This is a genomic window from Thermogutta sp., from assembly GCF_039793925.1.
Taxonomy (GTDB): Bacteria; Planctomycetota; Planctomycetia; order Pirellulales; family Thermoguttaceae; genus Thermogutta.
The window spans coordinates 18,865-43,118 of sequence record NZ_JBAMME010000114.1; the positions used below are offsets into that span (position 1 = coordinate 18,865).

Consider the following 24,254-nt stretch of genomic DNA (forward strand, 5'->3'; position numbering starts at 1 on the left):
GACACAGCGAAGCGCACACATTCGAAAGTGCATGGTCCGATTCCGCTGCCGGTCAAAATTGAGCGCTACACGGTGCTTTCCAGTCCCCATGTGGACAAGAAAGCGCGGCAGCAGTTCGAGATTCGCACGCACAAGCGCCTGATCGACATCCTGGAGGCCACCCCTAATACCATTGAGCAACTGAATAAGTTGACAGCCCCAGCAGGGGTGGAGATCAAGATTAAAGTCATTTCCCGCGGTCGAAAGTAAAAACGGCGTTGCTGGTGTTCGGGCCAAAGGGCGACGGGATGGGGTGCAGCGTAATAGTGGATGGATTCGGCGGTTGTTGGTAGCGGCTTATGACGTGGAAGCTCCAGAGGTAACGGCGGACCTCTCCGATGCGTCCTCTGGGGCAAGGCAGGAAAAGGTGAGCAAACCATGGCTCTTGGACTTTTAGGCCGAAAAGTCGGCATGACCCAAATATTCGACGAGGACGGCCGAGTGATCCCGGTGACGGTGATCCAGGCTGGGCCGTGCCATATTTTGCAGCTTCGGACGGTGGAGCGGGACGGTTACGAAGCGATCCAGGTGGGGTATCTGGATAAGCCTCGGCGCAAAGCGACCCGGGCAGAGCGTGGGCACGTCGCCAAACTCGATAGCAAACGACAGCGGCTTCTGGCAGCAGCAGGGGTACAGACTCTTCCCAAGGCTAATTGTGAACCCAAGCGGTTCATTCGCGAATTCCGGCATCCTGTGGATGGGTTCTCTGTGGGGCAGGTTCTCACGGTCGAGCTCTTCCAGGGCGTGAAGGCTGTCGACGTGACCGGAACCACAAAGGGTCGGGGCTTCAGCGGTGTTGTGAAGCGGCACGGGTTCGCCGGTCAGAGGGCGAGTCACGGTGTGAAGAAGGTGCATCGGCATCCGGGTTCAACAGGTTGCAACACGTCGCCAGGCCGCGTCCCGCCCGGCCGGCGTATGGCAGGTCATTATGGCCACGAGCGGTGCACGATTCGCAACCTGCAACTGGTCAAAATCGATCCTGAACGGCATTTGTTGGTGGTTCGCGGTGCGGTGCCAGGTCCGGCAGGGGGGCTCGTGATCATTCGGCCGACCAATAAGGTGGGTCGATGAGTTTGGGTTGGTCTGGACCGGAGCAGCGGAATGCGGCGAGGCGACTTCGCGGGCGTCATCATCAAGGGCGTTGTAGGAACAGTGACATATGGTGAGCATTCCAGTATATAACCGGAACGGCGAGCAGGTCGATGTGTACGAAATCGATCCCGCCGAACTTGCGCCCAAGATCAACAAGCAGCTTTTGCACGACGCAGTCGTCATGTACCGCGCAAATTTGCGGCAGGGGACTGCGAAATGTAAAAACCGATCGGAAACCGAAGGTTCCACCCGAAAATTGTATCGGCAAAAGGGTACTGGTCGGGCTCGGGCAGGGATGCGGCGGACGCCGATCCGACGAGGCGGTGGTCGGGCGCATCCCAAGCGTCCACAAGATTGGTCGTATCGGCTGCCCAAAAAGGCGCTCCGGCTGGCGACGAGAATGGCTCTGGCTGCCCGCATCGCCGACAATGAAGTGGTGCTCATCGACGAACTGAAATTTGAACAGCCGAAAACTAAGGAGGCCGCCACGATTTTGAAAAACCTGGGGCTCCACGATCAGCGTTTGCTAGTGACGCTCGAAAATTATGACGTGACGGCGTACAAGAGCCTCCGGAATATCGACAAGGTGGACACGGTGCCGGTGTCGGATCTGAACGCTTACGTAATTCTTCGGCCGAAGAAGGTGCTGATGACCCGAGCGGCGTTGGATATGTTCCGCGCGAAAGTAGTGGGGACGGCCGGTTAGTGAGCGGAGTGCATCCCGATGTTGAGGAATACACCCAAGCCAGAATTCAGCGGTCTGGAACCTCACCAGGTGATTGTCCGGCCGCTGATTACCGAGAAGAATCACCACAAGGCGGAGCGGTACAACCAGTACGCCTTCGAGGTCAACCCGCTGGCGACCAAGGCGGATATTAAACGCGCGGTGGAAGAATTGTTTAACGTGAAGGTTCTGTGGGTCAATGTGCAGAATCGCCGGGGCAAGCCGCGCCGCGTGCGTTGGCGGATTGGGTACACCAAAGCCTGGAAGAAGGCGATTGTGAAGTTGCATCCAGAATACAGAATCAATCTCTACTGATAAAGCGAGGCGAGCCGTCGATATGGGAATTCGAGTCTACAAGCCGACATCGCCGGGGCGACGTGGCGCCACCGTGAGTGATTTCTCGGAACTAACTCCGGGCGCCAAGCCGGAAAAGAGCCTGCTTGTTCCACTGAAGAAGAAAGGTGGTCGGAACAACCAGGGCATTATTACCTGCCGTCATCGTGGCGGTGGGCACAAGCGGATGTACCGGCTGATCGATTTCAAACGGAATAAGGATGGCATTCCTGCCAAGGTGGATTCGATCCAGTACGATCCGAATCGCAGCGCGCGGATCGCGCTGCTCGTGTACGCGGACGGCGAAAAACGGTACATCATTGCTCCGGACGGGCTCAAGGCCGGCGATACCGTGATGAGCGGCCCTGGTGCTCCGCCGAACATCGGGAACTGCCTGCCCCTTTCAGAGATTCCCCTGGGTATGCAGGTCCATAATATCGAGCTGATCCCGGGGAAGGGTGGTGTGATGTGTCGAGCGGCCGGTTGTGCAGCGACTTTGGTGGCGAGGGACGCGAACTGGGCGCAGCTTACCCTGCCGAGCGGTGAGATCCGCCGGGTACCGGCAGCGTGTCGAGCGACAATCGGGATGGTCAGCAACCCGGATCACGAGGGCATTGTCCTCGGCAAGGCCGGTCGGAAGCGGTGGCTGGGCCGACGGCCTCATGTTCGCGGGACAGCCATGAACCCGATTGATCATCCGCACGGGGGTGGTGAGGGCCGATCAAAAGGCGGCCGGCACCCGTGCAGTCCCACCGGAAAGCTGGCAAAGGGCGGCTATACGCGGAAGCGTGGCAAACCCTCCAACAAGGCGATCGTTCGGCGTCGGCGTTCGGTCCGGTACGGACAGTTACCAATTCGTTGACGCTGGGTGGAATGAGCTTGAGCTGGTGCCAAAGATAAACCTTGAAGTGACGGCAAAAGAATATGGGACGGTCACTGAAAAAAGGTCCATATGTCGACGCAAAGCTCGCCGCGAAGGTGGAAAAACTGAATGCGGCGGGCAAGAAGGAGCCCATTAAGACCTGGGCGAGAGCCTGCACGATTATCCCGGAATTCGTCGGCCATACGTTCCTGGTCCACAATGGGAAGACGCATGTGAAGGTGTTCGTGACCGAGGATATGGTCGGGCATCGGCTGGGCGAGTTCGCTCCCACCCGAATCTTCCGCGGTCACGGCGGACGAGGGAAGAAGTAATCCGGCTGGCGAGGGAGTGGCGCGAGGCTCACCAGGTGGCGAGGTGCAACCATGCAAATGCAGGCCAGATACATTCCGACGGAATATCGGGCGCTTTATCGCTACGCGCGGATCAGCCCCCGGAAGGCGCGACTGGTTGTGGATGTGGTTCGCAACAAACAAGTCGATGAGGCGCTGGCGATTTTAAGCACGATGCCCCATCGTGCGGCAAGGATGGTGGAAAAAGTGATCGCGAGCGCCTTGGCGAATGCGATCGATCGGCAGGAGCCCGATCCAAAAAAACTCCACGTGGTTAAGATTTGGGTGAACGAAGGTCCGCGTTTGAAGCGGCTCCGCCCCATTTCACGGGGAATGGCAACGATCATTCAACGGCGGATGTGTCATATCGGCGTGCACCTCGGGTACCCAGAAGGTCGGTGAACAATAGCCGAAAATCGGAAAGTTAGGCGAGGCCGGGTGTTCGACCGGGACCAAGACGAATAACCGGAGCGTTGGGGAAAGAAGTTTATGGGTCAAAAGGTCAACCCTATTGGTTTTCGAACAGGTATCTTCCTTGACTGGAAGAGCCGGTGGATCGCCCCGAAGCGAGAGTTCGCGGATCTTTTGCTGGAGGACTACAAGATCCGGCAGTACATACTGAACCGCCGGGAGCCGTCCCCGGAAAGGGGCGGCCGGGGTGAGCGCCGGGCATATCCCATGATCTCCAAGATTGAGATCGAGCGCACACGGGATGAGGTGCGGGTGATCATTTTCACGGCTCGGCCCGGCGTGTTGATCGGGGCGAAGGGTGGTCGAATCGAGCAACTCCAGCAGGAACTGCAAGAACTAACGGGACGGCGGATTAACCTCACGATTGAGGAGATCACCCGGCCGGAGTTGGTCGCGCAACTTGTGGCGGAATCCATCGCCGAAGAGCTGGAAAGACGAGTGAGCTTCCGGCGGGCTATGAAAAAGGCGATGGATGCGGCCATGGCCCAGGGGGCGAAAGGGATTAAGGTGCAGCTTTCGGGGCGGTTAGGTGGCGCCGAAATGTCGCGCCGCGAAAAGCAGATCATGGGCTCGGTGCCACTTTCCACACTGCGGGCAAATATTGACTACGGTTTCGCCGAGGCCACCATTCCGCAGGGCCAGATCGGCGTTCAGGTTTGGATATACTTGGGCATGTTTAGCGAGGACGACAGCCATGGCGTTGATGCCAAAACGGGTCAAACATCGAAAAAGTCAAAGAGGGCGTATAAGGGGTAAGGCTACTCGCGGAAACCGTGTGGTCTTCGGCGAGTTCGGGCTGCAGGCGGTTCAAGGGGGCTGGATTCCCGCAGCCACGATCGAGGCCGGACGTATCGCGGCACAACAGTATTTGCGAGCGGGTGGTCGGCTTTACATCCGGATCTTCCCCCATAAGCCGATTACCTCGATTCCCCTGGAAACCCGTATGGGAAAGGGGAAGGGCGAGCCGGAATACTGGGCTGCTGTGGTGAAGCCGGGCACAATCTTGTTTGAGTTGGCGGGCGTTTCCGAGGATGCCGCCCGACTGTGTTTTGCGCGATTGGCCCATAAGATGCCGGTGAAAGTGCGGTTCGTTCGGCGGCATACGATGTAGTCCATTTGGTGGCGAGTGGCAGTCGAGCTCGCAGGTTAACGGTCGAAAATGCGGAATAGGGTGAGCACACCATGAAGGCGCGAGAGTTGCGCGAAATGAGTACCGAACAATTAGAAGCACTCCTGCGAGAAACGGCGGAGGCGCTGTTCAGGCTCAGAATCCAGAAGCAGACGGAACGTCTGCCGTCGCCGATGGAGCCCCGCCTGAAACGCCGGCTCATCGCCCGAATCAAGACCATCCTCAATGAGCGGGCGAGGGCGGAGAAGCAGAGTCAGACGGCATGATGAAGCAGTACGAAAGTTTTGTGGCGAATAGAACTTGAGGCACACAAGGCTCCTGGAAACAGGCTGACATAGAGCTGGAAGGTTCAAAGGAATATGCCGAGACGACGCGAGATCGGAATCGTCACAAAAGCCAATGTCCCGAAGATGAGGCGGGTGGAAATCATCCGTCTGGTCCAGCACCCGCGATACAAAAAATACGTCAAGCACCGCACAATTTGCTACGTCCATGATGAGAATGATGAGTCTCGCGTGGGGGACCAGGTGGAAATTATGGAGTCCCGGCCGCTGTCCCGGCTTAAACGGTGGCGGCTGGTGCGGGTCGTGGCTCGGGGACGGGCTGAGTTAATCGAAAAGCGGAGGGAGGCTGAAGTAGAGCTCCAGGCGGTCAGTAAAGGCGAGACAGAAGCGAGCGGAACCGAGGCGGGGCCAGCCTCACAATCAGGCAACGCGTGATCAGGGCCTCAACAATTATGGGCCTCGGCAGAATGAGCAGGCATTCCGCGAAAGATGATGGGAACTCACCTGGCAGGGAACGCGACGAGAGGTTCGGGCCATGATTCAGATGCAAACTCGGCTGGATGTAGCCGACAACACGGGCGTTAAAGAATTGATGTGCATCAAAGTGCTGGGAGGAAGCCGGCGGCGCTACGCGACGCTTGGTGATATCGTGGTTTGCAGTGTCAAGGGCGTGATCCCTGGCAGCACATTCCAGAAAGGGGCGGTGGTCCGGGCGGTGATCGTTCGCACCCGGAAGCCAAAACGCCGTCCCGATGGAAGCTACGTGCGGTTCGACAGCAATGCCGCGGTGATCGTTGACAACGAAGGCAATCCAAGGGGAACGCGCATTTTTGGGGCGGTGGCAAGGGAATTGCGGGAAAAGAACTTCATGAAGATCGTGAGCCTCGCGGCCGAGGTGGTGTGATGCGAATCCGAGTGGATGACATCGTGGAAGTGATCTCCGGGGACGACAAGGGCGTCCGTGGGCGCGTCCTCCGCGTGGACCGAAAAGAGGGGCGCGTGGTGGTTGAAGGCGTGAACGTCGTGCTGAAACACGTGCGCCCCTCGCGGCAGGCCCGGCAGGGTGGTCGTCTTTCTAAAGAGCGACCGATTCAGATGTCGAACGTCATGCTGGTCTGCCCTTCGTGCGACCGAGCCACGCGCGTGGGTGCGCGATTCCTGCCAGATGGATCCAAGGTGCGGTACTGCAAAAAGTGCAACGCGAACATCGGGGTTATCTCACCCCCGCGGAAGCGTGTGACGCAACAGGCTTAAAACGAGAGATTGAAGGACTATGGAACCGCGCTTGCTGGAAAAATATCGGAAAGAGGTCATACCGGCCCTCAAAGAAAAGCTGGGGCGGAAAAACATCCTCTCACTCCCACGACTAGAAAAAATCGTCATCAACATGGGGGTGGGGGAGGCTAAAAAAGAGAAGAAGTACCTCGACGAGGCGGTGGATGCACTCACCCAGATTGCGGGGCAAAAGGCCGTTATCACTCGTGCCAAGAAATCCGTGGCCGGTTTTCAGGTCCGCCAGGGAATGGCTATTGGGTGCAAAGTGACCCTGCGCGGGCGGAGGATGTACGAGTTCCTGGATCGGCTTATTTCCATTGCCCTTCCGCGGGTACGCGACTTCCGGGGACTCAATCCACGTTCGTTTGACGGGCGGGGGAATTACACCCTCGGGCTAAACGAACAAATGGTATTCCCCGAGTTGAACCCCGATAAATATTCTCGAACCCAGGGGATGGACATCTGCATCGTGACCACAGCGAAAAATGATGATGAAGCCCGGGAGTTGCTTCGCCTTTTGGGGATGCCGTTCAGAAGTGAGTGATCGAATCTGCCAGGCGTAACAGGACTTCACCGATGGCAAGTAAATCGAAAATCGCAAAGTTTCACAAAAAGCCCAAATTCAGCACCCGGTTTCGGAACCGGTGCCGGATTTGCGGAAGGCCGCGAGGCGTCTATCGCCGGTTTGGCCTTTGCCGTATTTGCATCCGCAAACTGGCGGATCAGGGGATGATTCCTGGTTTGATGAAGGCGAGCTGGTAAAGGGATAAACGTGCCTATGATGACCGACCCAATCGCCGATATGTTGACCCGCATTCGGAATGCGATCCGCGTGGAGCGGCCTCATGTCGATATTCCTGCGTCGCAGCTCAAGCGTGGTCTGGCCGACGTGTTGAAACGGGAAGGCTATATCTGGGACTGGGAAGAAATTCCAGGGCAGCCCCGCGCCACGTTGCGGCTGTATCTGAAGTACGGTCCGAACGGCGAACAGGTCATTCGTCACATACGTCGGATCAGCAAGCCTGGGCGGAGAATTTACCGCCGGGTGGCCGACTTGAAGCCCGTGCTCAACGGTTTGGGGATTTTCATTCTCAGCACCAGTCGCGGTATCCTCAGTGACCGGGAGGCGCGGAGGCGCAATATTGGGGGTGAGATCCTGTGTGAAGTGTGGTGAGAAGGACCACAGCCGACGGCCACGCGAATTCAAAGGCGAGGATGAGTAAGAAGCCATGTCGCGAATAGGAAAACGTCCGGTACCCATTCCCCAAGGCGTCAAAGTAACTGTGGAGGGACGGCTCATCACCGTGGAGGGCCCCAAGGGACGCCTCCAGTGGGAGCATCGTCCGGAGGTCCAGGTTACCGTGCAGGAACAGCTCCACCAGGTCGTGGTGCAACGGGTGCAAGAAACACGGCTGGCCCGGGCACTTCACGGCTTGACCCGGGCGCTCATCAACAACATGATCATTGGGGTAACCCAGGGCTATGAAAAGCGACTAGAAATCGTGGGGGTGGGCTACCTGGCAGCGGTTCAGGGGCGAACGTTGCAGCTCCGCGTGGGCTACGCAAACGAGCTGCAGGTGCCGATTCCCGATGGGCTGGAAGTGACCTGCCCCGATCAGCAGCACATTGTGATCCGGGGAATTGACAAGCAGAAAGTCGGCAACTTTGCAGCATCAGTCCGGGCTCTGCGCAAGCCCGATCCCTACAAGGGCAAAGGCATCCGGTATCAGGGCGAGCATATCCGCATGAAGGAAGGGAAGGTCTCCGCGAAGTAGTGTTGAACCGCACGGCAGGTTGAGGAAATTGGCTGGCACTATCAGTGTGATCGGCTTGTAGAAAGCAAGCGGTCGGACAACAGAAAACACAGCAGAAGAGAGAGTGAGCCGTGAGTCAGCTTAAACGATTACAGCGGCGACGGTTGCGGCGAATGTATCGGGTGCGCAACAAACTCAAAAGGGTTTCCACGCGCCCCCGATTGAGCGTTTTCCGCAGCCATAAACATATCTACGCCCAGATTATCGACGACACGCAGGGACGCACGCTGGCGGCAGCCAGTACGGTGGAAAAAGACATCCGCGACATGGTGGGTGGATATGGCGGGAACATTCAGGCGGCCACCGTGGTGGGACGCATCATTGCCGAACGGGCCCTCGCCGCTGGCATTCGCCAGGTCGTGTTTGATCGTGGGCCGTACAAGTATCACGGTCGGGTAGCAGCCCTGGCTGATGCCGCCCGCGATGCGGGGCTGGATATCGGGCCCAAGAAAGAGATCCAGGCGGCCTCCGTACAGGAGCAGACCGACAAGAAAGGTCAAAAAGCCAAGGGTGGTGGCAAAGCCGAGGTCACCAAAGGTAGAAGTGGGGAAAAGAATAAGTCCTGATTGTGGGTAAAAAAGTTATAAGGGTCACTCATGGCAACAGACCTTGAACCGATCCGTGGCCAGTTGATCGAAAAAGTGTTGAGCGTCCGCCGGTGCGCGGCCGTTGTTAAGGGGGGACGCCGGTTCAGCTTTACCGCCCTGGTGGTTGTCGGCGATGGCGAGGGGAAGGTTGGCTGGGGGTACGGAAAAGCGAACGAGGTTCCACCGGCCGTCGCTAAGGCGATCAAAGACGGAATACGGCGGATGAAAACGGTTACCGTCATTGATGGCACGATTCCCCACCAGGTCTGGGGAGAATTCGGAGCCGCGAAAGTGGTGCTCATCCCCGCAGGACCTGGAACCGGCGTTATTGCGGGAGCGGCTGTGCGTGCGGTGTGTGAAGCGGCGGGCATCAAAAATATTCTGACCAAAAGCTACGGAAACACCAATCCCATCAACCTAGTTAAAGCCACAATGAACGCCCTGGAGAAATTGCGCTCGAGGGCCGAGGTTGAACGATTGAGAGGGACATCACTGACATGAATATTGATCAGGTCAACAGAGGTATCGTAAAACATAAGGCGCGAAAGAGGGTGGGCCGGGGGCCCGGCTCAGGACACGGCAAAACCTGTGGCCGCGGCCACAAGGGTGCGCGGTCGCGGAGCGGCTGGCGCCAGAAGGCCGGTTTCGAAGGCGGCCAGATGCCCCTCATCCGTCGCGTGCCCAAGCGGGGCTTCAACAACGCCCGATTTGCTCCGCGAATCGCGGAAGTCAATGTGGAAGTCCTCGAAAAACTGTTCGCCGAAGGCAGCGAGGTGAACCCTGAGGTGTTGCGTGAACGCGGGGTGATTAAAGGAGCCTTCGACGAAGTAAAAATTCTCGGTGACGGCGAGCTGACCAAGAAGCTCGTTGTTGCCGCCCATCGGTTCAGCCGCTCGGCGAAAGAAAAAATTGAGAAGGCGGGCGGCCAGGCGGTGGTGTTGCCGGGAAAAACACCCGTCGAGGAAAAGAAGAAGCAGAAGAAGGCGGCGGCAACCGGATGACGCGGTGAGGATGGATTGGCAATGCCTGACACGGGACGGTCCGGTGTATGTGGGAAAAAATTCGCATTATCTTTACGATTCGTGAACTTCGTCAGAAGATCCTCCTGACCCTCATCCTTCTGGCGATTTACCGTGTCGGTGAGCAAATTCCCGTGCCGGGCGTCAACACCGAACGGATGACGGCCATTTTCCGCAGCGAGACTGCGGGTGGATTCCGCGACCTTCTGGATCAGATCACCGTGTTCGCAGCCAGCCGCTTGGATCAGGCCACCATTTTTGGCCTGGGAATTATGCCCTACATCTCGGCCTCGATTATCTTTCAGCTTCTGGCCAGTGTATATCCGCCCCTCGAAAAGCTGAAGAAGGAAGGGCCGGCCGGCTACAAGAAGATCAACGAGTACACGCGCTACGCCACGGTGGGAATCTGCATCATTCAGAGCTGGATGTACGTGGCATGGTTGAGCGCCCAGGGATTCGTCCGCCCAGAATATACCTACGGGGAAGGGCAGGGGGTTTATTTCTCCTGGTTCCTGATGGCTGTGATCACGATGACGGCGGGGACCACTTTCCTGATGTGGTTGGGGGAACAGATCGACGAATACGGCGTGGGCAATGGAATCAGCCTTCTCATCATGGCGGGAATTCTGGCCCGGATGATCCCCGCCCTGTATCAGGAACTGCGGCCGGTGTTTGACGAAGGGCTTGAGCTGAGCAGCAGCGGCGGCAAACTCGGATTCGACACGCTGGCGGTGCTGTTCGTGTTGTTTGTGTCAGTGGTGGCGGGGGTCGTCTATATGACCCGTGCCCAGCGGCGGATCCTCACCCAAAGTGCGAAGCATGTGCGAGGACGGCGGGTGTATGGCGGGGCCCGAGATTATCTCCCGCTGCTAGTGAATCAAGCGGGCGTCATGCCGATCATTTTTGCCAGCAGTCTCCTGCTGTTCCCGCTCACGTTTTTCCAGACGCTTGCGCACTGGTATCCCGGATCGGCTTGGATTGCTGCCCTCGCCAACGTGTTCCACCGCGGCGATGGGTTTTGGTATAACGCGATGTACATCGGTTTGATTTACTTCTTCTGCTACTTTTGGACGGCGATAACCTTCAACCCCAACGAGATTGCCGAGCAATTGAAAGACAATGGGAGTATTATCCTGGGGTATCGGCCGGGACGGCGCACTGCGGAATACCTGGAGAAGGTGATGGTGCGAATCACCTACGTAGGGGCAGGCTTTCTGGCGGCGGTCGCAATAATCCCCACAATCGTGGCCGATTGGTTGGGGGTCAATTATCAGATCGCTCAGTTCTACGGGGGCACAAGCCTTCTCATCGCGGTGAGCGTGGCCTTCGACCTGGTGCAGAAAATCGACAGTCACATCGTGATGAGAAACTACAAGGGATTGCTGGAGTAATCCAGTCCTCGTGCGACGCGGTCCCAGCGGCATTGAGCACACGGATGGGCAAGTCGTTTCGTTTTGGCTTCGGGCGAGGGTACAGAGGATGAGAATCGTATTCATCGGGCCTCCGGGAGCGGGAAAAGGGACGCAGGCGCAGAAGATCGTCGAGCGGTACATGATTGCACACCTGTCCACGGGCGACATGTTACGTGCGGCCCGGGACGCCAAGACGCCTCTCGGCCTGAAAGCCGACGAGTATATGTCACGGGGGGAATTAGTGCCCGACAACATTATTATCGATTTGATTCGGGAGCGCCTCCAATCGCCCGACTGCCAGCGGGGTTATTTACTCGATGGGTTTCCCAGGACCATCGCGCAGGCGGAGGCGCTGGACGCGATGCTGGCGTCCCAGAATACTCCGCTGGATGTGGTTTTGGAATTGCAAGTCCCGGAAGAGGAATTATTCAGGCGCTTGGCGGGCCGAGGTCGGGCAGACGATAAACCGGAAGTCATCCGGCAGCGGCTGGTGGCATACCGAACGCAGACTGAGCCCCTTTTGGATTACTACCGCCGCAAGAACTTGCTCCGCAGCGTGGACGGGGTAGGGACGGTCGATGAGATTTTCGATCGTATTCGCGAAATCCTCGACGATTTCGCCGGGGCGTAGTGTGTTATAACACGGGGGGACGGGCCCTCGGAGATGTCAGGGAGTCAGCGAGGTGTGATCAATTTGCGCTCGCGCAGCGAAATCCTGAAAATGCGAAAGGCGGGGCTGGTCGTGTGGAAGGCCCTCCAGCTTGTGAAGGCACTCGTGCGACCCGGCGTGAAGACCAAAGATATTGACCTCGCCGTCGAAGATTTCTACCGCAAGTGCAAAGCGGAGTCGCTGTTTAAAGGCTACCCGGGCAAAGTGCCGTTCCCCGCCGTGACCTGCATTTCGGTGAACGACGAGGTCGTTCATGGAATTCCTGGAGAGCGGGTTATCGCCGAGGGGGATATCGTCAGCGTTGATACGGGATGTCGCGTGGACGGTTGGTGTGGGGACGCCGCGGTGACAATTCCTGTGGGTAATGTGTCGCCGCAGGTGGCTAGGCTCGTGGACGTAACCAAGCGGACTCTCGATCTGGCCATCGAGCTGGCCGGTAAGAAGACGTACTGGAGCGAGGTGGCCGCCGCCATGCAGGATTACGTCCGGAGCCAGGGCTTCAGCGTGGTGGAAGCATTTGTGGGTCATGGAATCGGGCGGCAAATGCACGAGGAGCCCCAGGTGCCCAACTTTGTCAACGACTTTTTCCTCCGACGGGGGGATTTCCGACTTCAGCCCGGGCTGGTGATTGCCATCGAGCCAATGGTCAACCTGGGCACGAAAAAGGTTAGACTGAGTCGGGATTACTGGACGCAACTAACGGCAGATGGAAAGCCGAGCGCCCACTTCGAGCACACCGTCGCCATAACCGAAGAAGGTCCCTACGTACTGACTGGCCCGCTTGGTCCGATGGACGAACGCATGGGCTTCGATCCTGAAAAAGAGGGGTGCCTGTCCCTTCTTCATATGGAATAACCGCCTTCACGGTGTCCCCGCCCCGATGGGTTTTGTTTGAGGTGGGGACGCTTGAGCATCTTCGCCTGACAGTGGTATACTTAACTTTTTGCCTACTCGGAAAGATTGTTATAAGGGATGACCGGCGATGAAGGTTCGAGCAAGTGTGAAACGGCTGTGCGGTAACTGTAAGGTGGTCCGTCGTAAGGGCCGCCTGTACATCATTTGCTCCAACCCGCGGCACAAGCAGCGGCAGGGTTGAATGGAGTATTTGCGCAGCCAATCGAAGTGAGTATGTAGAGGGAATTGCCTAAGGAAGATAAGAGGACGGTGGAGTTTAAGTATGCCAAGACTTTTGGGGGTTGATATTCCCGGAAACAAGCCAACCGTCATCGCGTTGCGGTACATTTACGGCGTTGGTCCTACCATTGCCAAGGAGTTGTGCTACAAAGCTGGGATCGACCCGCACATCCGCGCGAATCAACTGCGGGAGGATGAGCTGGCCCGGCTCGCGACGCTTCTGGATAAGGACTACGTCGTGGAGGGTCAGCTCCGACGTCAGATAGCTCAGAATATCAACCGGTTGAAGGAAATCAACTGCTACCGCGGAATCCGACATCGGCGTGGCTTGCCGGTGCGCGGACAGCGGACGCGGACGAATGCCCGGACCCGGAAAGGTCCGCGGAAGACGGTCGCCGGAAAGAAGGGCGTCAAGGACCTGCGGTGATTCGCCAGGTGTGCCGCCTGTGGCTAACCGCGGTGGCAGGTCCGGCAACGGCGTAATGTTTGTCGGCGCGTGGAAAAATTAGGTTGTCGTGGGTATTGTTGTTGGACAGGTTGTTCGGAAATAAGTTCACGTTTTAGAGCGGTAGAAGCTCGTTTTGGAGGAGAGGTCACGTCGTGCCGAAGGCAACGGGTAAGCGGAAAAAAATTCGGCGTCACGTCACGCAGGCCATCGTGCATATTAAGACGACTTTCAACAACACGATGGTCACTGTGACGGATCTGAAAGGGGAAACCCTTTGCTGGGCGAGTGCTGGTACCTGCGGCTTCAAAGGAAGTCGTAAAAGCACCCCCTACGCTGGCCAAATGGCGGCGCAGCAGGCGGCCGAAAAGGCCATCAAAATGGGGGTCAAGGAAGTGGAAGTCAAAGTTAAAGGCCCCGGTGCCGGCCGCGAGAGTGCGATCACTGCTCTCCAAACGGCCGGACTGATCATCAAGTCCATTGAGGATGTTACTCCACTTCCGCACAATGGTTGTCGGCCGAAAAAGCGACGTCGCGTTTGATAAAGAATGGCCCACAGGTGGCGCGCTCATTCTGGTGGAGAGCGATGTGGGGATTCGGGTTTCTTGTATCCAAGGGCGTGGGAGCAAATTGCTTAGGGCTATCCAACTGGAAGGCTAAACGGAAGGACGTGTAGCAAAATGGCGCGATATACGGGACCAGTGTGTCGCTTGTGCCGCCGCGAGGGCATGAAGTTGTTTCTCAAGGGGACGCGGTGCGACACCGACAAATGCGCTTTTGAACGGCACAAGGCAACTCCCGGTATGCAGGGAGTTTTGCGAAGCAAGCCGACCGATTACGCTCTGCACTTGCGGGAAAAGCAAAAGCTCAAGCGGTATTACGGAATCCTGGAGCGGCAGTTCCGCCGGTATTTCCAGATGGCCACCCGCTCGCCGACCAACACGGGTGAAGTTCTGCTGTCACTCCTGGAAAGGCGGCTGGACAACATTGTCTATCGCCTGGGCTTTGGACTTTCTCGCGCACAGGCCCGGCAAATCGTGCGGCACGGTCATATTCTGGTGAACGGCCGGACGATTGATATTCCGAGTTACCTAGTAAATCCGGGGGATGTGATCACGGTCAAGAATCGGCCGCGGAGTCTTGAGCTTGTCAAACGGAATTTGGAAGAGCGGCAGCCAAACGTTCCGGACTTTTTGCACCTCGTTGACGGCCAGATCCCGGAAGGGCATGTGCTCCGCAACCCTACTTTGGAAGACGTTTCCATTCCAGTGCAGCCGCAACTGGTGATCGAGTTCTGCTCTCGGTGAGGGGGAAGCCGGTAAAGCGTTATTGGGATCTCAATCTGGAGGCGTGGTATGCGTGTACGCTGGCGCGGGCTTGAGCTACCGAGTCAGGTGATTTGCGATAAGAGCACACTTACGGACCGGTACGGCAAGTTTATCGCCGAACCGTTCGAGAGAGGGTTTGGTACGACCATTGGCAACAGCCTGCGGCGGATTCTGCTTTCCAGTCTTGAAGGCAGCGCTGTGACGCGCGTGAAGATTCAGGGCGCACTGCATGAGATTACCTCGCTGCCGGGTGTCGTCGAGGATGTCACGGATATTATCCTCAACGTCAAGTCGCTGGTTGTTCGCAATCACAGCTCCCAACCGCGTGTTTTGCGGATCAACAGGCACACGCGTGGTGTTGTTACGGCTGCCGACATTGAGCCGGACGACCAGGTCACGATTGTGAATAAGGACCACGTGATTGCCACGCTCACCGACGATGTGCCGTTCGTGATGGAAATGACAGTCGAAAACGGTCGGGGCTATGTTCCGGCGAGCGAGCACACGCCGCAAATCTCGGAAATCGGCGTGATCCCGGTGGATGCGATGTTCAGCCCGGTGGTGAAAGTCCGGTATGAAGTCGAGGAAACCCGCGTCGGTCAGAAAACGAATTACGATAAACTGACACTGGAAATCTGGACCGACGGGTCGATCACGCCGGAAATGGCGCTTGTGGAAGCCGCCAAGATTCTCCGCAAGCATCTTAATCCGTTCGTGCAGTACAATGAACTCGGGCCGAAGGTGTTTACCGATGGGCGGAGTGTCGCCGGATTGGAAACGAGCCAGGAGGCCAAGCTGGCGATGCCGATTACCGATCTGAAGCTCTCGTCTCGCACACTTAACGCTTTGGAGCTTGCAAACATCCGCACGATACGCGATCTGGTCTCTCACACCGAGGAGCAACTCCTCGATTTGCGGAATTTCGGCGAGACGGCTCTGGCGGAAGTGAAGGAAAAACTGGCGGCTCTCGGATTGCGATTGGGCATGCGGTCGCCAGCGACGTCTGGAGGTGCGATATAAACGCATCCATTGACTGGGAATTGGTGTAGGGAATACGGTTACCTGCCATGCGACATAGAAAACGTGGTCGACATCTAGGACGTAGCCCGAGTCATCGACGGGCACTCCTGCGCAACCTGGCGTCGGCATTGTTCCTCACTGAGGGTGAGTTCATCTTCGAGGAAGAGGAGCCGTACGTGAAAGGGCGAATCGTCACAACGCTGGCCAAGGCGAAGGAGGTTCGTCCGCTCGTTGAAAGGTGCATCACCATCGCCAAACGGGTGCTGCCGTTACTCGAGGAAGCCAAGCAACTGGAACCGACGGCGCCGCGAAACTCTGAAGCCTGGCGGGCATGGCGGCAAAGCGAGGCGTGGTACGAATGGAACCGAAAAATGGCTCCTGTCGTGGCCGCCCGACGGCGGGTCCTCCGATTGCTGGGTAACAATAAGGAGGCCATGCGGATCGTGTTTGAACGCATCGCTCCGCGGTTTGTTGATCGGCCCGGTGGCTACACACGGATTGTACGCTTGGCAAAGCGTCGCGTCGGTGATGCCGGTGTTCAGGCAATTTTGGAATTCGTGGGGCGAAACGATCGGGTGAAGCGCCGGCCGACGGTCAAGCCGGAATTTGAGGTCGAGCCGGTTTCTGAAACGTCCCCTTCAGCGGCGGTTAGAGAGACGCAGGAGGCCAATCAGGCTCCCACCCAACCGGCTGAGCAGACCACCGGGGAACAGGTGAGCACCTGATCGTGATGACTCTGGTGCTAGTACTTTTTGTGGCTCACCAAAATCAGGATCAGTCATAACTGGCATTGGAAGCGGTGGAGTAAACGGCGGTACTTCCGCCGTTTTTGTTGCGCACTTTCTGGAAAAACAGATAATCTGGGAAGTGTAGGTCTTGTTGTTCCGGAAGGTGCCTGACTACCGCTCTGCTGGGTCCCGCCTGTTATGCTCCAGTCAGTGAACAGTACGGGGCCGGCTGCTGCCCGAAGGGTTTCTATGCCTTATTGAGAATGCCCATCTTATCTGATTTTTCTCAGATGATTCGTTTTTTTGATAAACACCGCGGGGGGATTCTCCGATGATTCAAAAAGGATGTTTGGGCGAGTATTGACGGCTTGTTGATGCTCCCCTTGGGGTGAACAAACACGGCCGAGATCGGTATCACCCTCTTGGGCAAAGAGTAGTACCTAATCGTGGAGAGTCAAGGATGACGAGAAAATCTTTTTTTGGCAAGCTGGCGGCCGCGTGCCTCTGTCTTGGGTTGAGCACAGGCAGCCTTCAGGCCCAGGTGTATCCAACGAGCTGGTCAGGGAAGGACGTGGCGGCATGCTTCCCAGGTGGTGATTCGTGCGGCACCTGCGATGGCGGCGGTTTCCTCTCAAATTTCTTCTACTGCGACCCCTGTCGACCTACCGACCCCTGGAAATTGCCGACGCCAGGTTTTCTCGAACGGTGGGGGTTTGAGTTCGGAGGCTGGGTGGGCGCAGGCATCAGTGTGGTCGCCAACAACCCTGCTGACAATTACAACGGCGTGGTCACGTTCAACGATCGCGACCAAGAATTCCAGATGAACCAGCTCAATCTCTATTTGGAACGGCGAATCAATAACGGCGGTTACGGCTGGGATTGGGGTGGTCGTGTGGATGTCCTGTATGGGACCGACGCCCGCTTCACTCAGGCGATCGATGGTCTGGAATCTGACTGGAACCAGACAGAGCGCTTCTATCAAGTGGCACTGCCCCAGTTCTATTTCGACGTAGCCTACAATAGTTGGCTGTTGCGAGGTGGGCACTTTTATACACCATTGGGCTATGAGACGGTTCCTGTTACGCAGAATTTCTTCTATTCCCACAGTTACTCGCACCAGTACGGGCAGCCCTTCACGCATACGGGGCTTTTGCTCAGCCGGTCGTTCAATCGGCTGATAGTCACGGCAGGGATCCAGCGGGGTAATGATCAGTTTGACGACACCGACGGGCGGAACGCGATTGGCTTCGTAGGCGCGGTCCGCTGGACAAGCGAAGATGATCGATTTGGAATTAACTTCGGGATTTCCGCGGATGAACAAGGTGTCGACCGTCCCATCACAATCTACAGCCTGGTGGGCACCTGGAATGTGACCTCTCGACTCCAGTGGGTGATTGAACATACCTTCGGTGAGTCCGAGGATCCTCAGACCGGGAAGAGCCAGTGGTACGGTGTGACAAATTACCTGTACTACAAATTCAATCCTTGCTGGCAGACCGGTTTGCGGGTTGAATGGTTCCGCGACGAGGATGGGATCCGAGTGGCGGGGATTGGGGATGGCAATCGGGCAACAGGCCCCTTCCCGGGTGATTTTTATGAAATCAGCTACGGTTTCAACTGGTCGCCGCACCCCAATCTTCGGGTGCGTCCGGAAGTACGCTGGGACTGGTTTGACGCCAATCGCCCAGTCACTGTTCTCCCGTATGATGCAGGTGACCGCGACAACCAATTCCTGCTTGGCTGCGACTTTATCGTGACCTTCTAACGGGACAATCAAACCGAGATCAGACCCCGTCAACGCCGGCTCAACGAGCCGGCGTCTTTATTTAGGGGCGGTCGCCTTTCCGTGTCAGGAGACTTTCAATCGCGCCCGCAATTTGCGCACGCCTCTGGTAGATTGGATCGGGGGTCCGCGTGAAAGTCGTCATGTCACCGGTGATTTCCGGCGGAACCTCCAGCAACTTTCGGAAGTTTTCCAGTTCTTCCTTTGGCAATTCGTCGCCATATTTCTTGAGAAGATCTGCAAGCATCCAAAGCATTTCGTAATCTTCGATACCTTCGCGGAGCATCTCCCAGCGAATACTGGATGCCGGTGGTAAAAGCACCGGATGGGCAGTTTTCCCGGGCACCGAGGCTTCGAGAGGCGGGTAGATGAATCGGCCGTCACCATTCCCCCAATGCCGTTTCACTCCTTGGGGAGTGGAATAACCCGAGACATACGACATGGGATCCTCGTAGGGGTCCTGAAAACCGTCCGGAAATGCAGTGGGCGACGTCCAGTAATTGGTGGCCCAAACAAGAATTCCAGAAATTCGCCGTTGCCAGGTTTGCCAGAGCCACACTCGCAGTTCGGTTGCGGCATGATCGATAAACAGGGTGCAGTAGGGAGCTTTCGGGCCCGTGCAAATATACCACCAGAACCGCTCGCCCAATTGGCGACGCTCCTCCGCGACTTTAGGGTCGTAGTTGAAACTGATGGGACACCAGATGTCCACATACCCATAAAGCGGCTCCACCGGTTCTTCTGTGAGCATCCTGGCCAGACCGGGGGCATATTTCTTCAGCCGGGCCATCCCCGCTTTGACGAATTCGTAATCCTTGGGCTCGGGCTCATCGAACCAGTAGACGTATGCCATAGGAAGCCACCCTTTCTCGCGAAGATGCTCCTCGATTTGCCGAACCTGGCTGCTGAAGAGTGCCTGGTATTGCGGAGTGTTTTCGGCAAAACCGGCCAGGGAAGGTTCCACGCGGGAGTGGAACGTGCCTCCACCCATTCCCGGGATATGAACCATAAAATTCGTGAAATGGTATCGCTGGATGGCTTCCTCCATAGCTTTGTCGAATGCCGAGAAATCGACTACAGCTCGCGGAGGTTCGGATTTGAGGTCGAAGGTGATGCGGTAGGGATCAAGGGGGGTGGGAACGTACGGACTGATGCGGTGGTCGGCAAAGCTCTGCAAGTACAGATCCAGCAGACGGCGGCGATCTTCTTCGCTTTGCACATTGTGGTATCGAAAGGCTTGGCCACAGTCAAATCCAAAGGCCGTTTCGAGATGGTTTCGCTCAGGCAGGGCAAAGTTCCAGACTTTAAGCTGAAGGGGGACTGTCGCCTTCCACCCGGTGCCAGTCAGCCGAATTTCCCCAAGATATTCCCCGGCTTTGGCGTTTCGGGGCACGTCAACCGTTACCCAAAGAGGTTGATTCATTTGGGCTGGAAGAGCCAGCGGATACTGGAGCGGGGGGAGAGCGTCCGGCCACCAATCGACGACTCCCGTTTGGTCCGTGGGCGTGTGCACAAAATGATAATACACCTGACGCACGCTGACGCTTCCCGCGTCGATCGTGTGACCCTCCGGACTTTCGAGGTTGGTGACTTCGATACGTTCCAGCGTGGTGGCGGATTCCGCACGGAGGACAAGTTGGGCTGACTCATGATCGCCTTTGGCAGCCATCATGCTGATGGCCTGCGATTTACTTGGCTCCGGAGGCGCCGGCCGATTCCGTGCAATCTTCCAGTCAGCCTCGCACCACCAGAGGTCAACGGGCCCGGACCTTGCCAGATACTTGCCGTAATCCGCGCGATAATACTCGTGAACCGCAAGAGGAATCTCGAGGACACCCAATGCTTGCCCCTGCTGTCGAATCGCTAGAAACGCTTTATAAACTCCGGGATTGCTGACCGGGATGGCAAACCGGAGCGAATGTGAGCTGCCCGCTGCCTTGGGTTGAAGCATCTTGTCTTGGTGGATGGTCGTTCCATCAGGTTTGATGACCGATAGGCGAAACTCATACCCTGACGCAGCAGGCGGAGAGACTTCGAACAGATGTTGGCCATTCTCGAATGGTCCGAGGTAACTTATGGCAGAAGATGTTAAATGGGTCGCTCGCCAGCCGTTGGAAAAGACTCCATAGATGGTCTGTCCTTGCAAAGAGGGCGTTTCCTTGTCCAGTTCGCCCTCGAAACTGATACTGTCCACCTGAAGTGAGGTTTCTGGCGTGGCCCCGCTCAGTTTCAGGCGTATATCAGCGGCAGGGAAAAGCTCTCCGGGGAGGACAACTTCTACGATTCCTAATTTGTCTTGTCGCGCGATTTCCCGCCAGGGGTTGCCGTCCTGGCTCACGGCGATGCTGAGAGCGCCGCGAGTATAGTAGTTGATGTTGACCGCGACTCGGCCGCGGACAAATTGATAGCCTGGGAGAGCGAAACGATATACGATTTCCCTTTCTCCCGAAATGACCCAGCGCGAGGTGTTAAATCCCGCTGTCGCCCTTTCCAGTACCCGATGATCGTTACTCCCGTACTGGTTGAACAGGCCGTTGAAGACATACTTTCGTGCCTCGATTTTCTCTCCCCGGCCGAGGATGATCGACCCGTGTTTGCTGTAGATAGGTAAAGCCGGTCGCAGTTGCGCAGCGTCGTATTGAATGGCTCCACGAACCTGCCATTGACCAAGGCGAAACTGGGTGGTGGTCACGTCGTCTGGAACTCGGAAAGCCGCCTGGAATTCGCCCCAATCACCGTCAGGAAAGGTCCAGTCGTGGTTAACCTCCGCTGGACCGATGATGGCGCAGCCGCCGGAGGCGCCGAGGCGACGCCCCTTCACAGTCACGACGTACCGGGCGCCGGGCTGGACGACAATCTGCGAGACCCAGGCATGGCTCCCTCGGCCATCCCCGGTAACTTCCAGGATATCCTTCTCTAGCCAGCGTCCGGTCCCACCAGAGAGACGCCATCCTGCGGGTTCGGTTTCACCCACGCGAAACTCTTCGTTGGAGATGAGAGGAGACTCCGAAACATCGTAACCTGTGGCCAGTCCCGGGTAAACAGCCGCCAGAAGAATGATGGCGATTCGACTCCGGTTGTGCGATGCGGTCACAATTTTCATCACAAACTGGCCAAGGGCAGCGGATCTTGAGCAAAAAGCCTGTTTGCGTCGCGTAAGTGGAGTGGCCATAGCAAACACCGATCAACAAATGGGACCTCCTGGAGGGACAAATACGCCATTCTATGATTTGCCCCCGGGAAGGTAAAAGCAATAGGTGCCGACGTGGATTCTGTGACATACGTTTGAATCGCGCTGCGCGAGCGATGCACTTCAGTTCAACGCTGATGAAGAACAATAGCGGTTTGCCACAGTATCTCACAAACGACGCAACTGTGCCGTATATGGGCCTGCCCACTTGTCAAAAAGCTATTGAAAGTCTATACTTAAGGGCGCAGTGTGTCGCCTCTCTCTGATGCCACAGTATTGAACTTCTGGGAACGAGACAGCGAGAATGCCTTGGTGTGGGTTGGGTGAGGCGCGACCCAAGCGGCGAAACATGGGGCTTTGAGGAGTCGCTTTCGGTTTCAGGGTTTCCTGTCCACCACGACTTAGTTTTTTTAAGGAGTACGGGAAATGATCGTCACGACCACAGAACTTTTCAAGCACGCATACGGTAAATATGCCATCGGTGCCTACAACATCAACAATCTCGAACAGGCGGTCGGTTTGTTCCGAGGTAATTTGGGCAAGGTCAAAAAGAATGACGAGCCCGTCAACGAAGATCTTGCTGCCCCGTTTATTTTGCAGATTTCCCGCGGCGCGCGGTCCTACACCGACAAGCGCTTCCTCGAAGCGATCATTCGAGCCGCCGAGGAGGTCTTTCCGGAAGCCATCTTTGCGGTTCACCTTGATCACGGGACAGAGGAAGTCTGCTATGACGCGATCGACAGCGGTTTCTATAGCTCGGTGATGATCGACGCTTCACACGAGCTTTTCGAGAAGAATGTCGAAATCACCAAGCGCGTAGTCGACTATGCCCACAAGAAAGGCGTCGTTGTGGAGGCCGAATTGGGTCAGCTCGGCGGCGTGGAAGAAGATGTTGTAGGAAGCGTGTGCCTCACCGATCCCGAGCTGGCGGCCGAATTTGTTCGCTTGACAGGGTGTGACTCTCTGGCGGTGGCTATCGGAACATCTCACGGAGCTTACAAGTTTGTTGGAAAGCAGGGGGTGCGTCTCGATCGGCTGGCGGAAATTCAAAAAGCTCTTCCGCCAGGATTCCCTCTCGTGATGCACGGTGCCAGCAGTGTTCCCAAAGAATGGGTGGATCGCATTAATGCGGCTGGCGGAAAACTGGCCCAGACCAGTGGTGTTAACGAGGCCGACTATCTGAAGGCGGCCAAACTTGGGGTGTGCAAGATTAACATCGACACAGACGGCCGACTTGTTTGGTGCGCCATCTATCGTGAGTCTTTCCGCGATAAGCCGGAAGACTTCGATCCGCGAACTCCCGGCAAGGTGTTCATGGCCGCTTATGCCGAGTACATCATCCACAAGAATCAGGTGCTCGGGTCTGCCGGTCAGTTGAAAGAGGTGCGGTCTTTGCTGGCCGCCCGGGTGTGAAGGACCTGCCTGAAAACCGAGTTGATCTAGCGAAGCTGGGCGGTCGCCAGTGCGTTTCCCTGGAAATTCGGATTATTTTGGACCTGCGAGAGCCGTATGGCGATGAGCTTTTGCTCGCGTTTTCCGGAGGACGTTACGGTGAAAAAGCGGCCGCCCAGGCTGCCGGGTTGATCAGGGGCGCACGTGACAACGAGCATGTCCCCCGGCGCGAGGTCCAGCTTGATCGTCAGATCGTTCAGAACAATCCGGTCTCTGCGCATCTCCCATCGTACAAGCCCTTCCGTAGCGACAGGCTGGACACGCGGTTCCCCATAGTGAACTTCCGGTACAAGCTGGATACAGACCGTTCCGTCCGGCTTGGGGGAGAGCGTCATGGCGAAGACCCCCTGGGCGCGATAGACGGTTTGTCCGATGACTTGGCCATTACTGTCGCGTCGTAACAGCGGCAATTCGTCATAGACTGAAGAAGCAAGCAGTTCTGCCCGCTGATGCGGCTTGGTCTGGAGGTGCCGTCGCACGGGGGCCGACTCAGCGTCGTGACCGGGCTCTTCTATCGTTTCCAAGGCATCTTGGTTGAGGGGGGCATCAGTCAGCCGAAGCAGGTCAGCCAGTTCCGGCGGCAGGGGGCCGGCGATGCGTCCTGTTCGGAATCCGTTGCGGTAGAGCTCTTTACGGGTCTCCGCGGATATTGCCTGCTCATCAACATTTTTCCAGAGCTTTTCCACGATAGGGTCGGCGTAACGGACGCGTACGAAAAAAATATCTACGGCAACGCTGTCTGTGTTCATGATGGGTGGGCTCAGTGGCGATTTGTGACCCACCTGAAGCTGCGTGCACCCACCCGCAGCGACAGGTAGCACAAGCATCAACACATGTAGCGTAACCTCGTGGAGTTTCGCGCCTGACCGAGTGCGCATGAAGGATCCACCATCCACAAGACAAAGCGGGGAATCGATTCACCGCGGAAATGACCGTATTTTGCCGTTGGCGTCCCACCTATAGGGGGACTGAGAGTAACGATCTTCGACGCCTACGTCAACCGCAGTAATGTTGCAAATGGGATCGTATTGCGATGCGGGTACTAAGCTGGCGGGACGAGTGAACAAGAAAAGGCCGAGTCGGCAAATAGAATCCTCCAAATGGCAGTGTACA

The 24,254-nt window shown here is 56.9% G+C and carries 32 protein-coding genes and 1 pseudogene; 31 read left to right on the top strand and 2 right to left on the bottom strand.

What is annotated here, in order from left to right; all coding sequences use genetic code 11:
- From rpsJ to ABJK56_RS04170, 30 genes and pseudogenes are all read left to right on the top strand, one after another.
- A partial coding sequence (gene rpsJ, locus ABJK56_RS04025) for a 30S ribosomal protein S10 (RefSeq protein ID WP_347243379.1) occupies positions 1 to 249 on the top strand: 249 nt, incomplete at its 5' end.
- A 168-nt stretch (positions 250 to 417) separates the two neighbouring features.
- A complete protein-coding gene (rplC, locus tag ABJK56_RS04030) occupies positions 418 to 1,110 on the top strand; it encodes a 50S ribosomal protein L3 (RefSeq protein ID WP_347243380.1) in 693 nt (230 codons plus the stop codon).
- Positions 1,111 to 1,198: 88 nt separating this feature from the next.
- Positions 1,199 to 1,837: a 50S ribosomal protein L4 gene (gene rplD / locus ABJK56_RS04035; RefSeq protein WP_347243381.1), complete on the top strand. Its 639-nt coding sequence runs from the start codon at positions 1,199 to 1,201 to the stop codon at positions 1,835 to 1,837.
- An 18-nt stretch (positions 1,838 to 1,855) separates the two neighbouring features.
- Positions 1,856 to 2,170: a 50S ribosomal protein L23 gene (gene rplW, locus ABJK56_RS04040; RefSeq protein WP_347243382.1), complete on the top strand. Its 315-nt coding sequence runs from the start codon at positions 1,856 to 1,858 to the stop codon at positions 2,168 to 2,170.
- Positions 2,171 to 2,192: 22 nt separating this feature from the next.
- A complete protein-coding gene (gene rplB, locus ABJK56_RS04045) occupies positions 2,193 to 3,050 on the top strand; it encodes a 50S ribosomal protein L2 (protein ID WP_347243383.1) in 858 nt (285 codons plus the stop codon).
- Between the two features lie 62 nt (positions 3,051 to 3,112).
- Positions 3,113 to 3,382, top strand: coding sequence for a 30S ribosomal protein S19 (gene rpsS / locus ABJK56_RS04050; protein ID WP_095414437.1), 270 nt, complete (start codon positions 3,113 to 3,115; stop codon positions 3,380 to 3,382).
- Positions 3,383 to 3,433: 51 nt separating this feature from the next.
- Complete coding sequence (gene rplV, locus ABJK56_RS04055; protein ID WP_347243384.1) at positions 3,434 to 3,802, top strand: 50S ribosomal protein L22; 369 nt, start codon at positions 3,434 to 3,436, stop codon at positions 3,800 to 3,802.
- 87 nt (positions 3,803 to 3,889) lie between these two features.
- The gene (rpsC, locus tag ABJK56_RS04060; RefSeq protein WP_297029799.1) at positions 3,890 to 4,627 is read left to right on the top strand and encodes a 30S ribosomal protein S3; all 738 of its coding nucleotides are present in this window, start codon (positions 3,890 to 3,892) and stop codon (positions 4,625 to 4,627) included.
- On the top strand, positions 4,566 to 4,982 hold the full coding sequence (gene rplP / locus ABJK56_RS04065; RefSeq protein WP_347243385.1) for a 50S ribosomal protein L16: 417 nt from the start codon (positions 4,566 to 4,568) through the stop codon (positions 4,980 to 4,982). Before rpsC ends, rplP begins: the two co-directional genes overlap by 62 nt.
- 71 nt (positions 4,983 to 5,053) lie before the next feature.
- Entirely contained in the window at positions 5,054 to 5,266 is a 213-nt protein-coding gene (gene rpmC, locus ABJK56_RS04070) for a 50S ribosomal protein L29 (protein WP_347243386.1), read from the top strand.
- 93 nt (positions 5,267 to 5,359) lie between these two features.
- Complete coding sequence (gene rpsQ / locus ABJK56_RS04075; protein WP_347243387.1) at positions 5,360 to 5,719, top strand: 30S ribosomal protein S17; 360 nt, start codon at positions 5,360 to 5,362, stop codon at positions 5,717 to 5,719.
- A gap of 100 nt (positions 5,720 to 5,819) precedes the next feature.
- Complete coding sequence (gene rplN / locus ABJK56_RS04080) at positions 5,820 to 6,188, top strand: 50S ribosomal protein L14 (RefSeq protein ID WP_095414443.1); 369 nt, start codon at positions 5,820 to 5,822, stop codon at positions 6,186 to 6,188.
- Positions 6,188 to 6,538 carry a 50S ribosomal protein L24 gene (gene rplX / locus ABJK56_RS04085; RefSeq protein WP_347243388.1) on the top strand — a complete coding sequence of 117 codons (351 nt, stop codon included), beginning with the start codon at positions 6,188 to 6,190 and terminating at the stop codon, positions 6,536 to 6,538. Before rplN ends, rplX begins: the two co-directional genes overlap by 1 nt.
- Positions 6,539 to 6,557: 19 nt before the next feature.
- Positions 6,558 to 7,103 (top strand): 50S ribosomal protein L5, encoded by a 546-nt coding sequence (gene rplE / locus ABJK56_RS04090; RefSeq protein ID WP_347243389.1) that lies wholly within the window; start codon positions 6,558 to 6,560, stop codon positions 7,101 to 7,103.
- A gap of 32 nt (positions 7,104 to 7,135) precedes the next feature.
- Positions 7,136 to 7,321, top strand: coding sequence for a type Z 30S ribosomal protein S14 (locus tag ABJK56_RS04095; RefSeq protein WP_297029812.1), 186 nt, complete (start codon positions 7,136 to 7,138; stop codon positions 7,319 to 7,321).
- Between the two features lie 16 nt (positions 7,322 to 7,337).
- Positions 7,338 to 7,733 carry a 30S ribosomal protein S8 gene (rpsH, locus tag ABJK56_RS04100; protein WP_347243390.1) on the top strand — a complete coding sequence of 132 codons (396 nt, stop codon included), beginning with the start codon at positions 7,338 to 7,340 and terminating at the stop codon, positions 7,731 to 7,733.
- A 55-nt stretch (positions 7,734 to 7,788) separates the two neighbouring features.
- Positions 7,789 to 8,334, top strand: coding sequence for a 50S ribosomal protein L6 (rplF, locus tag ABJK56_RS04105; protein ID WP_347243391.1), 546 nt, complete (start codon positions 7,789 to 7,791; stop codon positions 8,332 to 8,334).
- Between the two features lie 110 nt (positions 8,335 to 8,444).
- Positions 8,445 to 8,810, top strand: a pseudogene (gene rplR, locus ABJK56_RS04110) (50S ribosomal protein L18); the annotation flags it as partial.
- A gap of 159 nt (positions 8,811 to 8,969) precedes the next feature.
- Positions 8,970 to 9,461, top strand: coding sequence for a 30S ribosomal protein S5 (gene rpsE, locus ABJK56_RS04115; RefSeq protein WP_347243392.1), 492 nt, complete (start codon positions 8,970 to 8,972; stop codon positions 9,459 to 9,461).
- A complete protein-coding gene (rplO, locus tag ABJK56_RS04120; protein WP_347243393.1) occupies positions 9,458 to 9,961 on the top strand; it encodes a 50S ribosomal protein L15 in 504 nt (167 codons plus the stop codon). Before rpsE ends, rplO begins: the two co-directional genes overlap by 4 nt.
- 47 nt (positions 9,962 to 10,008) lie before the next feature.
- On the top strand, positions 10,009 to 11,370 hold the full coding sequence (secY, locus tag ABJK56_RS04125; protein ID WP_347243394.1) for a preprotein translocase subunit SecY: 1,362 nt from the start codon (positions 10,009 to 10,011) through the stop codon (positions 11,368 to 11,370).
- 88 nt (positions 11,371 to 11,458) lie between these two features.
- Positions 11,459 to 12,022: an adenylate kinase gene (locus tag ABJK56_RS04130; protein ID WP_347243395.1), complete on the top strand. Its 564-nt coding sequence runs from the start codon at positions 11,459 to 11,461 to the stop codon at positions 12,020 to 12,022.
- A 54-nt stretch (positions 12,023 to 12,076) separates the two neighbouring features.
- Entirely contained in the window at positions 12,077 to 12,916 is an 840-nt protein-coding gene (map, locus tag ABJK56_RS04135; protein WP_347243396.1) for a type I methionyl aminopeptidase, read from the top strand.
- 127 nt (positions 12,917 to 13,043) lie between these two features.
- Complete coding sequence (rpmJ, locus tag ABJK56_RS04140) at positions 13,044 to 13,157, top strand: 50S ribosomal protein L36 (protein WP_095414455.1); 114 nt, start codon at positions 13,044 to 13,046, stop codon at positions 13,155 to 13,157.
- An 81-nt stretch (positions 13,158 to 13,238) separates the two neighbouring features.
- Positions 13,239 to 13,622, top strand: coding sequence for a 30S ribosomal protein S13 (gene rpsM, locus ABJK56_RS04145; protein ID WP_347243397.1), 384 nt, complete (start codon positions 13,239 to 13,241; stop codon positions 13,620 to 13,622).
- Positions 13,623 to 13,795: 173 nt separating this feature from the next.
- Entirely contained in the window at positions 13,796 to 14,182 is a 387-nt protein-coding gene (gene rpsK, locus ABJK56_RS04150; protein ID WP_347243398.1) for a 30S ribosomal protein S11, read from the top strand.
- Positions 14,183 to 14,320: 138 nt separating this feature from the next.
- Positions 14,321 to 14,947, top strand: coding sequence for a 30S ribosomal protein S4 (gene rpsD / locus ABJK56_RS04155; RefSeq protein ID WP_347243399.1), 627 nt, complete (start codon positions 14,321 to 14,323; stop codon positions 14,945 to 14,947).
- A gap of 48 nt (positions 14,948 to 14,995) precedes the next feature.
- Positions 14,996 to 15,988, top strand: a complete 993-nt coding sequence (locus ABJK56_RS04160) for a DNA-directed RNA polymerase subunit alpha (protein WP_347243400.1) — start codon at positions 14,996 to 14,998, stop codon at positions 15,986 to 15,988.
- A gap of 47 nt (positions 15,989 to 16,035) precedes the next feature.
- Positions 16,036 to 16,713, top strand: coding sequence for a L17 family ribosomal protein (locus ABJK56_RS04165; RefSeq protein WP_347243401.1), 678 nt, complete (start codon positions 16,036 to 16,038; stop codon positions 16,711 to 16,713).
- A 463-nt stretch (positions 16,714 to 17,176) separates the two neighbouring features.
- Positions 17,177 to 18,481 (top strand): outer membrane beta-barrel protein, encoded by a 1,305-nt coding sequence (locus ABJK56_RS04170; protein WP_347243402.1) that lies wholly within the window; start codon positions 17,177 to 17,179, stop codon positions 18,479 to 18,481.
- Positions 18,482 to 18,542: 61 nt separating this feature from the next.
- Here the strand turns inward: ABJK56_RS04170 and ABJK56_RS04175 are convergent, their stop codons facing one another.
- Positions 18,543 to 21,671 carry a glycoside hydrolase domain-containing protein gene (locus ABJK56_RS04175; RefSeq protein ID WP_347243403.1) on the bottom strand — a complete coding sequence of 1,043 codons (3,129 nt, stop codon included), beginning with the start codon at positions 21,669 to 21,671 and terminating at the stop codon, positions 18,543 to 18,545.
- Between the two features lie 444 nt (positions 21,672 to 22,115).
- Here ABJK56_RS04175 and ABJK56_RS04180 point away from each other — a divergent pair, with 444 nt between their 5' ends.
- Positions 22,116 to 23,102, top strand: a complete 987-nt coding sequence (locus ABJK56_RS04180; RefSeq protein ID WP_347243404.1) for a class II fructose-bisphosphate aldolase — start codon at positions 22,116 to 22,118, stop codon at positions 23,100 to 23,102.
- 26 nt (positions 23,103 to 23,128) lie between these two features.
- Here ABJK56_RS04180 and ABJK56_RS04185 read toward each other — a convergent pair whose 3' ends face one another.
- Positions 23,129 to 24,019, bottom strand: a complete 891-nt coding sequence (locus ABJK56_RS04185) for a hypothetical protein (RefSeq protein ID WP_347243405.1) — start codon at positions 24,017 to 24,019, stop codon at positions 23,129 to 23,131.
- Between the last annotated feature and the right edge of the window lie 235 nt (positions 24,020 to 24,254).

Bases quoted from the DNA above. Each gene is read 5' to 3' on its own strand.
- rplC (WP_347243380.1), top strand. From the start codon at position 418: ATGGCTCTTGGACTTTTAGGCCGAAAAGTCGGCATGACCCAAATATTC.
- rplD (WP_347243381.1), top strand. From the start codon at position 1,199: ATGGTGAGCATTCCAGTATATAACCGGAACGGCGAGCAGGTCGATGTG.
- rplW (WP_347243382.1), top strand. From the start codon at position 1,856: ATGTTGAGGAATACACCCAAGCCAGAATTCAGCGGTCTGGAACCTCAC.
- rplB (WP_347243383.1), top strand. From the start codon at position 2,193: ATGGGAATTCGAGTCTACAAGCCGACATCGCCGGGGCGACGTGGCGCC.
- rpsS (WP_095414437.1), top strand. From the start codon at position 3,113: ATGGGACGGTCACTGAAAAAAGGTCCATATGTCGACGCAAAGCTCGCC.
- rplV (WP_347243384.1), top strand. From the start codon at position 3,434: ATGCAAATGCAGGCCAGATACATTCCGACGGAATATCGGGCGCTTTAT.
- rpsC (WP_297029799.1), top strand. From the start codon at position 3,890: ATGGGTCAAAAGGTCAACCCTATTGGTTTTCGAACAGGTATCTTCCTT.
- rplP (WP_347243385.1), top strand. From the start codon at position 4,566: ATGGCGTTGATGCCAAAACGGGTCAAACATCGAAAAAGTCAAAGAGGG.
- rpmC (WP_347243386.1), top strand. From the start codon at position 5,054: ATGAAGGCGCGAGAGTTGCGCGAAATGAGTACCGAACAATTAGAAGCA.
- rpsQ (WP_347243387.1), top strand. From the start codon at position 5,360: ATGCCGAGACGACGCGAGATCGGAATCGTCACAAAAGCCAATGTCCCG.
- rplN (WP_095414443.1), top strand. From the start codon at position 5,820: ATGATTCAGATGCAAACTCGGCTGGATGTAGCCGACAACACGGGCGTT.
- rplX (WP_347243388.1), top strand. From the start codon at position 6,188: ATGCGAATCCGAGTGGATGACATCGTGGAAGTGATCTCCGGGGACGAC.
- rplE (WP_347243389.1), top strand. From the start codon at position 6,558: ATGGAACCGCGCTTGCTGGAAAAATATCGGAAAGAGGTCATACCGGCC.
- ABJK56_RS04095 (WP_297029812.1), top strand. From the start codon at position 7,136: ATGGCAAGTAAATCGAAAATCGCAAAGTTTCACAAAAAGCCCAAATTC.
- rpsH (WP_347243390.1), top strand. From the start codon at position 7,338: ATGATGACCGACCCAATCGCCGATATGTTGACCCGCATTCGGAATGCG.
- rplF (WP_347243391.1), top strand. From the start codon at position 7,789: ATGTCGCGAATAGGAAAACGTCCGGTACCCATTCCCCAAGGCGTCAAA.
- rpsE (WP_347243392.1), top strand. From the start codon at position 8,970: ATGGCAACAGACCTTGAACCGATCCGTGGCCAGTTGATCGAAAAAGTG.
- rplO (WP_347243393.1), top strand. From the start codon at position 9,458: ATGAATATTGATCAGGTCAACAGAGGTATCGTAAAACATAAGGCGCGA.
- secY (WP_347243394.1), top strand. From the start codon at position 10,009: ATGTGGGAAAAAATTCGCATTATCTTTACGATTCGTGAACTTCGTCAG.
- ABJK56_RS04130 (WP_347243395.1), top strand. From the start codon at position 11,459: ATGAGAATCGTATTCATCGGGCCTCCGGGAGCGGGAAAAGGGACGCAG.
- rpmJ (WP_095414455.1), top strand. From the start codon at position 13,044: ATGAAGGTTCGAGCAAGTGTGAAACGGCTGTGCGGTAACTGTAAGGTG.
- rpsM (WP_347243397.1), top strand. From the start codon at position 13,239: ATGCCAAGACTTTTGGGGGTTGATATTCCCGGAAACAAGCCAACCGTC.
- rpsD (WP_347243399.1), top strand. From the start codon at position 14,321: ATGGCGCGATATACGGGACCAGTGTGTCGCTTGTGCCGCCGCGAGGGC.
- ABJK56_RS04160 (WP_347243400.1), top strand. From the start codon at position 14,996: ATGCGTGTACGCTGGCGCGGGCTTGAGCTACCGAGTCAGGTGATTTGC.
- ABJK56_RS04165 (WP_347243401.1), top strand. From the start codon at position 16,036: ATGCGACATAGAAAACGTGGTCGACATCTAGGACGTAGCCCGAGTCAT.
- ABJK56_RS04170 (WP_347243402.1), top strand. From the start codon at position 17,177: ATGACGAGAAAATCTTTTTTTGGCAAGCTGGCGGCCGCGTGCCTCTGT.
- ABJK56_RS04175 (WP_347243403.1), bottom strand. From the start codon at position 21,671: ATGGCCACTCCACTTACGCGACGCAAACAGGCTTTTTGCTCAAGATCC.
- ABJK56_RS04180 (WP_347243404.1), top strand. From the start codon at position 22,116: ATGATCGTCACGACCACAGAACTTTTCAAGCACGCATACGGTAAATAT.
- ABJK56_RS04185 (WP_347243405.1), bottom strand. From the start codon at position 24,019: ATGCGCACTCGGTCAGGCGCGAAACTCCACGAGGTTACGCTACATGTG.